This is a genomic window from Streptomyces sp. NPDC055025 (genome assembly GCF_053608565.1).
Genome location: NZ_JBSGVS010000016.1, coordinates 84,126 through 99,386 on the forward strand (window position 1 = coordinate 84,126; position 15,261 = coordinate 99,386).

Below are 15,261 nucleotides of genomic sequence, written 5' to 3' on the forward strand. Positions count from 1 at the left end.
GAATATTGTCACTGTCAGCAAAGATGCACCCCTCCCGTAGGGGTTTATTAGGGGGGTATTTCAGAGGCTTCATGACCTAGCATCGGTGCCTGGTGATCCGTGTGCTGCCATTGTTCCGAATGAATCGACGGTGGGGGATCTATGAGTGGCTCCGTTGGCGATATCGAAACGATAGATGATGCCGTTGCGGTTATCGGTCTGTCCTGTCGCTTCCCCGGTGCGAATAGCGTTGAGGAGTTCTGGCGGCTGTTGAGTACCGGCACCGACGCGGTCACCTCCTCTCCCGCCGGACGCCCGGGATCGACGGCCGGCCAGGCTCGGGGTGGTTTCCTCGACAATGTCGACCGGTTCGATGCCGAGTTCTTCGGGATGACCGCGCAGGAGGCCGACGCAACCGATCCGCAGCAGCGCCTCATCCTCGAACTCGGCTGGGAGGCACTCGAGAACGGTGGCATCCGGCCCACGGACACCGGCCGCCTCGGCGTGTTCGTCGGCGCGATCTGGGACGACTATGCCGAGTTGAGCAGGCGCGGAGGCCCCGACACGTACAGCAGGCACACCGCCATCGGGACGCACCGCAGCGTCATCGCCAATCGGCTCTCCTACTTCCTCGGCGCGGACGGCCCCAGCCTGGTCGTGGACACCGGCCAGTCCTCCTCCTTGGTCGCCGTGCACCTGGCCTGCGAGAGCCTGCGGCGCGGCGAGTCCGAGGTGGCCATCGCCGCCGGCGTCAACCTGCTGCTCGGCTCCGAGAACTCGGCGTTGCTTGCCGAATGGGGTGCGCTGTCACCTGATGGTGTCTGCTACACATTTGACGCACGGGCCAACGGATTCGTCCGCGGTGAAGGCGCCGCGGCTGTTCTGCTGAAGCCCTTGGCCGCGGCGATCGCCGACGGCGACACCATTCTTTCGACCATCCTCGGCGGTGCTGTCAACCATGGTGGTGAGGGAACCCTCGCCACCCCGAGCGTGGACGCCCAGCGCGCCGTACTCGCGGCGGCCCACCAGGCCGCCGGCGTCGCCTCCACCGACATCCAGTACGTCGAACTGCACGGCACCGGCACTCCCGTGGGCGACCCGATCGAAGCGGCCGCGCTCGGCGCCGAACTGGGCGGGTCACGTCCCGCCGACGCCCCGGTGGTGGTCGGCTCCGTCAAGACGAACATCGGCCACCTCGAAGGGGCCGCTGGGATAGCGGGCCTGGTCAAGACGGTGCTCGCGGTGCACCACCGTGCCATCCCGGCGACGCTGCACCACGAGGTTCCCCATCCCGGCATTCCACTCGCGGAACTGCGTCTGGAGGTGGCGAGGGAACTGCGTCCGTGGCCCAGCCCCGACAAGCCCCTGGTGGCCGGAGTCAGCTCCTTCGGGATGGGCGGCACCAATTGCCATCTGGTGCTGACAGACGGGCGTGCGCAGACCGAACGCCCCGACGCCACATCCTCGATGTCGCCCATAGCGTGGGTGGTGAGCGGCCGCACCCCGGCGGCTCTTCGCGCCCAGGCGGACCGGCTTGCCGCCCTGGCCGACGCCGACCCGGTGGACGTCGGCCGCTCCCTGGCCACGACCCGGGCCACGTACGCCCACCGTGCGGTCGTGGTCGGTACCGGAGCGGACGAACTGGTCGCCGGCCTACGCGACTTGGCCCATCCCGGGACGGCTGCTCTCGACGACCCGCGACTGTGCCTGGTCTTCACCGGCCAGGGTGCGCAACGCATCGGCATGGGACGCGAACTCCGCGCGACCTACCCGGAGTTCGGCCGGGCATTCGACGAGATATGCGACCACTTGGACCAGCTGACCGGCGGCTCGCTGGCGGAGACGATCGACTCGGGTGAGGGGCTCGATCAGACCGGCTGGACCCAGCCCGCCCTGTTCGCGGTCGAGGTCGCGCTGGCCAGGCTGCTGGAGTCCTGGGGCATTCGCCCGGACGTGGTGGTCGGCCACTCCGTCGGCGAGATCGCGGCCGCCCACCTGGCCGGCGTGCTCGAACTGCCCGACGCCTGCGCCCTGGTGGCGGCCCGCGCCCGGCTCATGCAGGCCCTGCCCGCCGGGGGCGCGGCCATGATCGCCGTCGAGGCCACCGAGGACGAAGTCCGCACCTTGGTCGGCGACCGGACCGACGCCGTCGACATCGCCGCCGTCAACGGCCCCAACTCGGTTGTCCTGTCAGGCGTCGACACCGCCGTCGACGAGATCGCCGGGCGGCTGGGAGCCCGAGGGCGGCGCGTCAAACGCCTCACCGTCAGCCATGCGTTCCACTCGCCCCTGATGGACCCGATGCTGCCGGACTTCCGACGGTTTGTGGAAGGCCTGTCGTTCCACGCTCCACGCGTGCCGATGATTTCCACGGTCACCGGGGCGCCGGTCACCGCGGACGAGGTGGCCTCGCCGGAATACTGGGTGCGCAACGTACGGCAGCCGGTACGGTTCTCGGACGCGATCAGGCGTGCCGAGGCGACCGCGTTCCTGGAAGTCGGGCCGGACGCCGCCCTGACCGGCGCGATCGGCGACCACCTCCCGGACGCTCTCGCGCTCTCCGCGCTCCGGGCCGGCGAGGCCGAAGCGACGCGTGTACTCACCTCCGTCGGCCGTCTCTTCGCGCACGGCGTCCACGTGGACTGGCCGCGCCTGTTCGAGGGCACCACCGCCCGCCGGATCACTCTGCCTACGTACGCATTCCAACGGGACCGGCACTGGCTCGGCATACCGCGCACGGACGAACCGGTGCACGAGCCCTCCCAGGCCGAAGCGCTCCGGCAGAGGCTCGCGGCCCTGCCCGACCCCGACGCGGCCGTCATCGACCTGGTGAGCCGGAACGTCGCGCGGGTCGTCGACACCGCCGCGGCGGACATCGACATCGACACCACCTTCCGCGACCTCGGCCTCACCTCCGTGACCTCGGTCGAACTCCGCGACGCCCTGGTCGCCGAAACCGGACTCCCGCTGCGCACAGGACTGGTGTTCGACCACCCGACTCCGCGTGTGCTCGCCGCGCATGTGCACCGCTCGCTCTTCGACGTGCCTCCTGACGAGGCCGCGGCTGTCCACACCCCGTCGGCGGCGGCGACCGCCGAGGACGACCCGATCGTGATCGTCGGCATCGGCTGCCGATTCCCGGGTGGGGCATCCTCACCGGCCGAACTGTGGGACCTCCTCTCCGGCGAACGGGACGTCATCTCCGCCTTCCCGACCGACCGCGGCTGGGCACCGGGCCCGGTACACCACGGCGGATTCCTGGGCGACGCCGCGTACTTCGACGCGGACTTCTTCGGAATCTCGCCGCGCGAGGCGCTGGGCATGGACCCGCAGCAGCGGCTGCTGTTGGAGACGGCGTGGGAGGCGTTCGAGAACGCCGGCATCGACCCCCAGACGCTGCGCGGCAGCGCGACCGGCGTCTACATCGGTGCCACCGCCGAAGAGTACGGCCCCCGCCGGCATTCGGCCCCCGACAGCCTCAGTGGATTCCTGCTGACCGGCAGTTCGCCGAGCGTGATGTCCGGTCGTATTGCTTACACGTTTGGTTTTACGGGTCCTGCGTTGACGGTGGATACGGCGTGTTCGTCGTCGTTGGTGGCGTTGCATGTGGCGGCGCAGGCTTTGCGGAGTGGTGAGTGTTCGTTGGGGGTGGTGGGTGGGGTGACGGTGATGTCGTCGCCTGGGACGTTTGTGGAGTTTTCGCGTCAGCGTGGGTTGGCGGTGGATGGTCGGTGCAAGTCGTTTTCGGCGTCGGCTGATGGTACGGGTTGGTCTGAGGGTGTGGGGGTGTTGTTGCTGGAGCGTTTGTCGGATGCCCGGCGCAATAACCATTCTGTGTTGGCGGTGGTGCGTGGTTCGGCGGTGAATCAGGATGGTGCGTCGAATGGGTTGACGGCGCCGAATGGTCCGTCGCAGGAGCGGGTGATTCGGCAGGCGTTGGCGAGTGCGGGGTTGTCGGCGGCTGATGTGGATGCGGTGGAGGCGCATGGGACGGGGACGCGGCTCGGTGATCCGATCGAGGCGCAGGCGTTGCTTGCCACCTATGGGCAGGACCGTGATCCGGACCGTCCGCTGTGGCTGGGCTCTGTCAAGTCGAACATCGGGCACACGCAGGCGGCCGCGGGGATCGCTGGTGTGATCAAGATGGTGTTGGCGATGCGGCACGGGGTCTTGCCGCGGTCGTTGCATCTGGATGCGCCGACGTCTCATGTGGACTGGTCGGCGGGGGCTGTTGAGTTGCTGGCGGAGTCGCGGGAGTGGTCTGCGAATGGTCGTCCGCGTCGGGCTGGGGTGTCGTCGTTCGGGATCAGCGGGACGAACGCGCATGTGATCGTGGAGGAGGGTGACCCGGCTGCTGTTCCTGCTGTTTCTGCTGTTCCTGCTGGTGGGCGTGCTGGTGGTGTGATGCCGGTGGTTCCGTGGGTGGTGTCCGCGCGGTCGGGGGAGGCGTTGCGGGAGCAGGTGGCGCGGGTGTCCGCTCTTGCGTTGGCCGGCGACGGTGCCGGTGATGGCGGTTTGGTGGATGTGGGTTGGTCGTTGGTGTCGGGGCGTTCGGTGTTTGGGCATCGGGCGGTGTTGCTGGGTTCGGATCGGGCTGAGCTGGCTGCTGGTGTGCCGGTGGTGGGTTCGGGTTCGGTTGGTGGTGTGGGGTTCCTGTTTGCTGGTCAGGGTGGTCAGCGGGTGGGGATGGGGCGGGAGTTGTATGAGGCGTTTCCGGTGTTCCGGGAGGCGTTCGATGAGGTGGCGGCGGGTCTGGATGTGCCGGTCGGGGATGTGATCGTTTCCGGTGTGGGGTTGGAGAGGACCGGGGTGGCGCAGCCGGCGTTGTTTGCGGTGCAGGTGGCGTTGTTCCGGTTGTTGGAGTCGTGGGGTGTGCGGCCTGCGGTGTTGGTGGGGCATTCGGTGGGGGAGATTGCTGCTGCTCATGTGGCGGGGGTGCTGGGTCTGGCGGATGCGTGTGTGCTGGTGTCGGCGCGGGCTCGGTTGATGGATGCGTTGCCGTCGGGTGGGGTGATGGTGGCGGTGGAGGCTTCGGAGGAGGAGGTTGCGCCGTTGCTGGCGGGCATCCCGGCTGTGGGGATTGCTGCGGTGAATGCGCCTGGTTCGGTGGTGGTTTCCGGTGGTGAGGCGGAGGTTGCGCGGTTGGTGTCGGCTCTGTCGGGGCGGCGGACGAAGCGGCTTGATGTGAGTCATGCGTTTCATTCGCCGTTGATGGAGCCGGTGCTGGAGGAGTTCCGCCAGGTGGTCGCGGGGCTGTCTTTCGCACCGCCGCGGTTGCCGGTCGTTTCGACCGTGACCGGGCAGGCGGTGGCGGACGAGTGGGGTGATCCGGAGTACTGGGTCGGGCATGTGGTGCGGCCGGTGCGGTTCGCTGATGCGGTGGCAGCGGCGGGGGCGGAGGCGTGGCTGGAACTGGGGCCGGACGGGGTGTTGTCGGCTCTGGTCGAGGACAGTGTTCCGGTACTGCGTGGGGATCGGTCGGAGTACCGGCAGGCCCTCAACGCGCTCGCCCACGCTTTTGTGCATGGTGCGGAGGTGGACTGGGCCGGGCTGTTCGCCGATCAGGCCCCGCAGCGGGTCCCGTTGCCGACGTATCCCTTCCAGCGTCAGCGCTACTGGCTGGAACCGGCCGCGGGTGATGCGTCCTCGGCCGGGCAGTCCGACGCCGGGCATCCCCTCCTCGCCGCGGTCGTCGAACTACCCGACAACGCGACGGTTCTGACGGGTCGGATATCCCTCAGCACCCACCCCTGGCTCGCCGATCATCACGTCCCCGGTGGACTGCTGCTGCCCGGAGCCGCCTTCGTGGAGTTGGCGGTCGCGGCAGGTGACCGGGTGGGAAGTTCCCGGATCGATGATCTGACGCTGACCTCGCCGTTGACGCTCACCGAGCACGAGGTGGTCCTGATCCGTGTGACCGTGTCGGCCGAGGACGCCGCCGGACGCAGGGATGTCGCCGTCGACTCGCGCAACGCCACCGAAGACGTGTGGACGCGCAACGCGAGCGGTGTGCTGAGCGACGTATCCGCAGTGCGGTCCGACGTCGGCGCTTGGCCACCGCCGGATGCGGTCGAGGTCGACACGGCCGACATCTACGAGCGGCTGGCCGAGCACGGTTACGACTACGGGCCGGCCTTCCAAGGGCTGCGACGGCTGTGGCGGTCCGGCGACGACATTCTCGCCGAGGTCGAGCTGCCTGTACGCGGGACGGATACCTTCGTCATCCATCCGGCGCTGCTCGACGCCGCGCTGCACCCATGGCTTCCGGGTGCGGTGACCGGGAGCGGGCCCAAGGTGCTGCCGTTCGCCTGGCGGGGTGTGGAGATCCACGCGACCGGAGCGAGCCGGTTGAGGGTACGAGTCACCCCGACAGGGCCCGACCAGGTGACCTTGCGGATCGCCGACTCGGACGGCGCTTCGGTGGCGACCGTCGAGTCCCTGACGTGGCGGGAGGCGCACGGCTCCGTCGATCCCTTGGGCAACCACCTCTTCCACGTGGACTGGATACCGGTCGAGACGGCATGGGCCCGTCCCGGGGAGTACGCCGAGCTGTCCTGGGGGGCCGACCCCACCGAACTGCCCGGCTCCGTACCGTCTCTCCTCGTGGTGTCCGTGCCCGAGGCCCGCGGTGATGTCGTCACGTCGGTGCACGAGGTGACACAGGAGGCGCTTCGGCTGGTTCAGGGATGGCTGGCCGATGAACGATTCGCCGACGCGTGCCTGGTGTTCATGCTCGACGAGCGCGATGTGGCGGCGGCCGGGGTGCGTGGACTGATCCGTTCGGCGAACACCGAGCATCCTGGACGGTTCAGGATCGTCGCCGTGGACGGCCGGCCTGATCCGGCGTCGGTGCCGGACTCGGCGGAGCCGGAGGTCGCGTTGCGCGACGGCGTTGTCCTGGCACCACGCCTGGCCCGGCTCGCACCGGTGGCTGAAGCGCCGGAGCTCCGGTTCGACAAGAACGGGACCGTTCTGCTCACCGGTGGCACCGGCGAGCTGGGTGCCTCCCTGGCCCGGCACCTGGTGCGTGTCCACGGTGTACGTCATCTGCTCGTACTGAGCCGCAGCGGCCCGGCCGCTCCGTCGGCGGCCCGGCTACAGGACGACCTGGCCGAGCTGGGCGCCGAGGTCACCATCGTTGCCTGCGACGCCGCGGACCGACCGGCACTGGACGCTGTACTGCGCGACGTCCCCGCCGAGTATCCGGTGCGTGCTGTCGTCCATGCCGCCGGTGTCCTGGACGACGGCATCGTGACCTCCTTGACCGGAGCACGCATCGACGCGGTACTGCGGCCCAAGGCCGACGCCGCGTGGGCCTTGCACGAGGCGACCCGGGAGCTGGACCTCACCGCGTTCGTACTCTACTCGTCGGTCTCGGCACAGATCGGCGCCGCCGGACAGGCGAACTACTCGGCGGCCAACGCCTTCCTCGACGCGCTGGCGCGCCACCGCGTGGCTCTCGGTCTGCCTGCCACCTCCCTGGCGTGGGGTCTGTGGGCGCCGGCCGGCGGAATGGCCGAGACCATGACGGACGCCGATCTGGCCCGGATGGCCAGGACAGGTGTGCTGCCGCTGCCGCACGACACGGGGGTGTCGCTGTTCGATCTGGCGCTGCGGCAGGACCGCGCGCTGGTCGTGCCGATGCGGTTCGAGACCGCCGCCGTGCGTAGAGGCGAGGTGCTGCCACTGCTGCGCGGCCTCGTCCGGGCCGGAACTCCGGGGCGGCGGACCGCGGGTGAAGGGTCCCTCCCCGGGTTGGCGGACCTGCCGCTCGCCGACCGGGCGGCCGGGGTGGCCAAGCTGGTGCGGGACACCACGGCCGCCGTGCTCGGCCACACCGAGCCCGAGGCCCTCGACCTGGACAGGACCTTCCAGGACCTCGGGCTGGACTCCCTGACCGCCGTCGAACTCCGCAACGGGCTCACTGCCGCGGTCGGGTCGAGGCTGCCGACCACACTGGTATTCGACTACCCGACGCCCCGAGACGTGATCAGCCATTTGCTGGCCGAGCTCGCCGGGGAGCGACCGGACGCCGCGCCACCGGCTCCGTCGGCCCTGGCACGCGACGACGAGCCCATCGCCATCGTCGCCATGGCCTGTCGCTACCCGGGTGACGTGTACTCTCCGGAGGACCTGTGGCGGGTCGTGGCCGAGGAACGTGACGTGGTGTCCGGGTTCCCGGACGACCGGGGTTGGCCGGAGGGCCTGTACGACCCCGACCCCGAGAAGGCCGGTCACACGTACGCCACTGGTGGGGGCTTCCTGCACTCGGCGGCTGAGTTCGACGCTGGGTTCTTCGAGATCTCGCCTCGGGAAGCGATGGGCATGGACCCCCAGCAGCGGCTGCTCCTTGAGACCGCGTGGGAGTCCATCGAGCGCGCCGGTATCGACCCGGTGTCGCTGCGCGGAAGCCAGACCGGCGTGTTCGCCGGGCAGATGTACCACGACTATGCGCCCAGCGTGGACCGGATGCCCGAGGACCTCGAAGGAATCCTGCTGACCGGCAACACGGGCAGTGTGTTGTCGGGCCGGCTGTCCTACACACTCGGTCTCACCGGCCCCGCGGTCACCGTGGACACCGCGTGCTCCTCGTCGCTGGTCGCGGTCCACCTCGCGGCCCAGGCGCTGCGGGCAGGGGAGTGCTCCCTCGCTCTCGCCGGTGGAGTGACGGTCATGTCGACGCCCGGCACCTTCGTGGAGTTCGCCCGGCAGCGGGGACTCGCGCCCGACGGGCGGTGCAAGCCGTTCTCCGCCGCCGCGGACGGCGTCGGCTGGGGCGAGGGCGTCGGAGTGCTGGTACTGGAGCGTCTGTCGGACGCTCGGCGCAACAACCACCGGGTACTGGCGGTGGTGCGTGGCTCGGCGGTGAACCAGGACGGTGCGTCGAACGGTCTTACGGCGCCGAACGGCCCTTCCCAGCAGCGGGTGATCCGGCAGGCGCTGGCGAACGCGGGGCTGTCGACGGCCGACGTGGACGTTGTCGAGGCCCACGGTACGGGTACGAAACTCGGTGACCCGATCGAGGCGGAGGCGCTGCTCGCCACCTATGGGCGCGATCGTGATCCGGACCGGCCGTTGTGGCTGGGGTCCATCAAGTCGAACATCGGACACACCCAGGCCGCCGCGGGCGTCGCGGGCATCATCAAAACGGTCATGGCCATGCGGCACGGACTGTTGCCCAAAACCCTCCACGTCGACGAACCGTCACCGTATGTGGACTGGAGCGCGGGCGGTGTCGAGCTGCTCACCGACGGGCGCCCGTGGCAGGAGCACGACGCACCACTGCGTGGAGCCGTCTCATCGTTCGGCATCAGCGGTACGAACGCTCATGTGATCCTTGAGCAGGCCCCGGCCGCCGAGCCGTCGGCCGTCGGCGCCGGCGATCCGGCCCGCGGTGTGCCGTGGGTGCTGTCCGCACGCAGCCTCCCGGCCCTGCGTGCCCAGGCCGCCCAGCTTGCCCAGTGGCCGGTGGACGAACCGGTGCGCGTTGCCAGTTCCCTGGTCACCAGCCGGTCGGTGTTCGAGCACCGTGCCGTCGTCGTCGGCAACGACTCCGAAGAACTGCGCGCGGGGGTGCTGGCGCTGGCCTCCGGCGAACCGGACGGCCGTGCGGTGCTCGGCGATCTCACCGACGAACCCGGCGACGTGGTGTTCGTCTTCCCCGGCCAGGGATCCCAGTGGGTCGGGATGGCCAGAGAACTCGTCGCCGTCGCCCCGGCGTTCGCGGAGGCCCTGCGCGAGTGCGACCGGGAAATCGGTGACCTCACCGGCTGGTCGGTGCTGGACGTGGTGACCGGCGCCAACGACGCACCGTCCCTCGAACGGGTGGACGTGGTGCAGCCCGCACTGTTCGCGGTGATGGTGTCGTTGGCGGCGCTGTGGCGGTCCTGGGGTGTGACTCCGTCCGCCGTAGTGGGGCATTCACAGGGCGAGATCGCGGCCGCGTACGTCGCCGGCGGGCTCTCCCTCGCGGACGCCGCCCGGATCGTGGTGCTACGCAGCCGTGCCCTGACCGAACTGGCGGGTACAGGAGGGATGTTGTCGGTGCCGCTGCCAGCGGCCGAGGTGGAGACCGCCCTCACCGACTGGCACGGCCGGATGTCCGTGGCGGCGGTGAACGGGCCGCGTGCGACCGTGGTGTCCGGCTGGAGTGACGCGGTGGACGGGTTCGAGGCCGAATTGATCGCGGCGGGCGTGTCGGTGCGCCGGATCCCGGTGGACTACGCGTCGCACTCCGCGCAAGTGGAGCCGCTCAGGGACCGGCTGCTCGCCGAACTCGGCTCGATCGCCCCCAGCTCCGGCACCGTTCCGATGTGGTCGGCCGTCACCGGGCAGCCACACGACATCGCGGACATGCGGGCCGAGTACTGGTACGAGAACCTCCGCCGTACGGTCCGCTTCGACGACGTGGTCGGCGAACTGCTGGCCACCGGACACGGCGTGTTCGTCGAGTGCAGCCCGCACCCGGTGCTCACCGTCGGCATCCGGGACACCGCCGAACACGGCGACCAGCACACCGCCGTGGTCACCGGTTCGATCCGCCGCGACCGGGGCGGCCTCGACCAATTCCTGCGGAGCGCGGCCGAACTCTTCGTGCACGGCGTCCCGGTGGACTGGACCCGCTGCTTCGCCGACGGCGACACACAGACCGTCGACCTGCCGACCTACCCGTTCCAACGGGAGAGGTTCTGGCTCAGCCGCACCGGTGCCACCGCCGGTGTCACCGCCGCTGGTCTGACCGGCACCGGTCACCCGCTGATAGGAGCCGTCGTCGATCTGCCGGACGGTGGGCTCATCCTGACAGGACGGCTCTCCCTGAACACCCATCCGTGGCTGGCCGACCACACCGTGTTCGACAGTGCGGTCGTGCCCGGCACCGCGTTCGCCGACCTGTTGACCGCGGTGGGCGACCGGGTCGGAGCGCCCTGCCTGGAGGAAGTCACCCTCACCGCTCCGCTGGTCGTGCCGGACCGGGGAGGGGTGCTGATCCGGGCCGTCGTGTCCCCGGCCGATGAGGAAGGTCGCCGACGGCTCACCGTCCACTCCCGCGCCGAATCCGACGCCGTCGCCCCGCCGTGGACCGACCACGTCGAGGCCATACTCGGCTCGGCCGGCGGCGCGCCGGTGGAACTGCGCTCGTGGCCGCCCGCGGGCGCCACCGAGCTGGGCCTCGACGGAGCGTACGAGCGGCTCGCCGCCGACGGCTACCGGTACGGCACGACCTTCCGGGGGCTGCGCCGACTGTGGCGGCACGGTGCGGACCTGTACGCCGAAGCCGTCCTGGACGGCGAGCAGTCCCACGGCCACCTCGTGCATCCGGGACTGTTCGACAGCGCGCTGCACCCCCTGCTGCTCACCGACGACCGGGAAGGCGGACTGCCGTTCGCCTGGCGGGGTGTGCGCGTGCACGCCTCGGGCGCCTCCCGGGTACGAGTCAGACTCAGCCCCGCCGGGCCGGACGCGGTGTCGGTGGCGATCGCGGACGGCACCGGAGCGCCCGTGCTGTCCGTGGATTCCCTGGTACTGAGGCCTGCGTCCCGGGACGCCCTGCTCGGCACCACGGGGACCGCCGACGCGCTGCACATCGTCGAACTGGTCCCGGTCCGACCGGAGCAGGCGGCCACGGACACCGGCGACTGGGCGCTGCTCGGCGACATACCCACCTGGTGGCCCGCCGACGGTAGCGCGCCCGCGTCCTTCCCTGACCCGGCGGCCCTGGCGGGCTCTCCCGATCCTCTGCCGGCCGTCGTGCTGGCTCCGGTGACCGCGTCTGATTCCCCGTACGTCGCCGACAGCGCCCGTGAGGCCGTGCACCGCGTGCTCGACCTGGTCCGTTCCTGGCTCGCGGACGAACGGCTGGACACGTCGGAACTTGTGGTGGTGACCGTCGACGCCCACGCCGCCGACGTGGCCCACGCCGGTGTCTGGGGCCTGCTGGCGACCGCCCAGACGGAGAACCCCGGCCGGTTCCGACTGGTCGACCTCGACGGTGAGGCCGCCGCCCGGTCCCTGCCCACCGCGCTGTCGACCGGGGAGCCGCAACTCGTGCTGCGGGGTGCCGAGGCCTTCGTACCCCGGCTGGTGCCGGCGGCGAGCAGGCCGGCCCTTACGGTCCCGGACGCCTCCGCCTGGCGGCTGGAGATCCCGGCGGTCGGCACGCTGGACAGCCTGACGCTGGCACCCTCCGACACCGCCGACCGGCCGTTGGCACAGGGGCAGGTCCGGATCGCCGTACGGTCCGCCGGGCTGAACTTCCGGGATGTCCTGATGGCATTGGGCATGTACCCGGGCGAGGTCGTCCTGGGCAGCGAAGGAGCCGGCATCGTCACCGAAGTGGGCCCGGGTGTCACCGACTTCGCCCCCGGGGACCGGGTGATGGGCATGTTCTTCCACGCTTTCGGCCCGGTGGCCGTCGCCGACCGCCGCATGATCGCTCCCATGCCTGTGGGCTGGTCCTTCGCGGAGGCCTCGTCGGTGCCGGTCGTCCACTTGACCGCGTACTACGGACTGGTCGACCTCGCGAGGCTGCGCGCCGGCGAGAAGGTACTGATCCACGCGGCCACCGGCGGCGTCGGTATGGCTGCCGTGCAACTGGCGCGCCACCTCGGAGCGGAGGTCTTCGGCACCACGAGCCCGGCGAAGCAGACGGTGCTCCGGAGTCTCGGTGTCGACGCCGAGCACAGCGCTTCCTCCCGGTCCCTCGCGTTCGAGGAGCATATCCGCCTCGCCACCGACGGACGGGGCGTCGACGTGGTGCTCAACTCGCTGGCCCGCGAATACGTCGATGCGTCGCTGCGGCTCACCGCGCCGGGCGGCCGGTTCGTCGAGATGGGCAAGACCGATGTACGTACCGCTGCCGATGTCGCACGCGACCACTCCGGTGTCACCTACCGCGCCTACGACCTGGTCGATGCCGGACCGGAACGGATCGGGCAGATGTTGCGCGAGATCCTGGACCTGTTCCGGGACGGCGTACTGACCCTGTCGCCGGTACGGGCATGGGACGTGCGCAGGGCCAAGGACGCCTTTCGGCATCTGCGCGAGGCCCGGCACGTGGGCAAGAACGTCCTGACCGTGCGGCCCGAGTTCCAGCCCGATGGCACCGTTCTCCTCACCGGCGCCACCGGGGTGCTCGGCGCGCTGCTGGCCCGGCACTTGGTTCACACGCACGGCGTCCGGCACCTGCTGCTGGCCAGCCGCAGCGGCTCGGCCGCCGACGGCGTCGGCTCGCTTGTCGCCGAACTCACCGATGCCGGGGCCCAAGTCACCGTGGCCGCCTGCGACATCGCCGACCGCACTGCCCTGACCGGCCTTCTGAACGGCATTCCGGCCGAGCACCCGCTGACCGCCGTCATCCACGCGGCCGGCGTCCTCGATGACGGCCTCCTCACTTCACTCAGCGTCGAACAGATCGACCGCGTACTGCGTCCGAAGATCGACGCGGCCTGGCACCTTCACGACCTGACACGCGACCTCGACCTGTCCGCGTTCGTCCTCTATTCCTCCATCGCGGGACTCAACGGCGCGGCGGGGCAGGCCAATTACGCCGCCGCCAACACCTTCCTCGACGCACTCAGCCGACACCGCGCCGCGCGGGGACAGGCCGGGCTCTCGCTCGCCTGGGGCCTGTGGGAACAGGCCAGCGGTATGACTGGGCACCTGGCAGAGACGGACCTCCACCGCATTGCCCGAAGCGGGCTGGTGCCGATGACGTCACAGGAAGGGCTCGCCCTCTTCGACGCCGCACTGACCGTAGGCGAACCCGTCGTCGTCCCCGCCCGGCTCGACCCCCGTGCACTGAGCGCCGACGCCGCGAGCGTGCCCCCGCCCCTGCGGGGCATGGTGCGCACCCCGGTCCGCCCCACCGCGGCGGCGGGCGGAGACAGCGCGGAACCCCTCGCCGGCCGGCTGGCCCGGCTGTCCCCTGCGGAGCGGCGGGGCACGCTCCTCGACCTGGTCACCGCCCAGGTCGCCACCGTCCTCGGCCACACCGATCCGGCCGTGGTGCGGGACGCCCGCGCCTTCAAGGAACTCGGCGTGGACTCACTCACCGCCGTCGAAGTGCGCAACCGGCTCGCCGGCCTGAGCGGGATGAGGCTCCCCGCGACCCTCGTCTTCGACCATCCCAGTCCGGCCCAGGTCGCCGACCACATCCTCGGCAGGCTCGCCCTGCCCGAGGACGAGGACCCGGTCATGGCCGGCCTCCGCGAGGTCGGCGACTCCCTGCCGGACGTTCTCTCCGACGACATGGCACGCCGGCGCGTCGCCGCCCGTCTACAGGAACTGCTCGACGCCTGCGCAATCCCCTCGGCAGCCGACACGGGTGGCGATGACGACCTGGATTCGGCCACCGACGACGAACTGTTCGCCTTGGTCGACCAAGACCGGCCGTGACCCCGAGAACCGCCCGCCTGCCCCGACACCGCTTCAGCAGCCCCACCGCCCCACCGAACATGACTACACCAGGGGAGTGACCTTCGCGTGTCCGACGAATCCAAGCTCCGCGAATACCTCAAGCGCTCCATCGCCGACGTGCGCGACGTACGTAGGCAACTTGAGGAGGTACAGGACAAGGCGAACGAACCCATCGCCATCGTCGGCATGGCCTGCCGGTACCCGGGCGGGGTTGCCTCGCCGGACGACCTGTGGCGACTGGTCACCGACGGCGTTGACGCCATAGGAGGTCTGCCGACCGACCGCCACTGGGCGCTTGACCGTCTTTACGACCCCAATCCGGAAACTTCCGGCCGCAGCTACACCCGGGAAGGCGGCTTCGTACACAACGCCGCGGACTTCGATGCGGGCTTCTTCGGAATCTCGCCGCGCGAGGCGCTGGGCATGGACCCGCAGCAGCGGCTGCTGCTGGAAACCACCTGGGAGACCTTCGAACACGCGGGCATCGACCCGGTGCCGTTGCACGGCAGCCCGACCGGTGTGTTCGTCGGTGCGAGCGGCCACGAGTACGGCCCCCGCGTCGACGAGACCCCCGCCGAGGTGGAGGGCCTGGTCCTCACCGGTGGTGCTCCCAGCGTGATGTCCGGCCGGGTCGCCTACACGTTGTGGTTTTACGGGTCCGGCATTGACGGTGGACACGGCGTGTTCGTCGTCGCTGGTGGCCATGCACCTGGCCGCCCAGGCCCTCCGCAACGAGGAGTGCTCCCTCGCTCTGGCCGCAGGGGCCACGATCATGGCCACCCCCCGCACATTCGTGGAGTTTTCGCGGCAGCGGGTGGGGGCGGTGGATGGTCGGTGCAAGTCGTTTTCGGCGTCGGCTGATGGGGC

The 15,261-nt window shown here is 70.3% G+C and carries 1 protein-coding gene and 2 pseudogenes; all 3 read left to right on the forward strand.

Annotated features, from left to right (window positions below; all coding sequences use genetic code 11):
- The first annotated feature begins 141 nt into the window (after nucleotides 1-141).
- Nucleotides 142-14,373, forward strand: coding sequence for an SDR family NAD(P)-dependent oxidoreductase (locus ACWGDX_RS12775; RefSeq protein ID WP_453624919.1), 14,232 nt, complete (start codon nucleotides 142-144; stop codon nucleotides 14,371-14,373).
- Nucleotides 14,374-14,460: 87 nt separating this feature from the next.
- A pseudogene (locus tag ACWGDX_RS12780) lies at nucleotides 14,461-14,973 on the forward strand (beta-ketoacyl synthase N-terminal-like domain-containing protein); the annotation flags it as partial.
- A 118-nt stretch (nucleotides 14,974-15,091) separates the two neighbouring features.
- Nucleotides 15,092-15,253, forward strand: a pseudogene (locus ACWGDX_RS12785) (beta-ketoacyl synthase N-terminal-like domain-containing protein); the annotation flags it as partial.
- Between the last annotated feature and the right edge of the window lie 8 nt (nucleotides 15,254-15,261).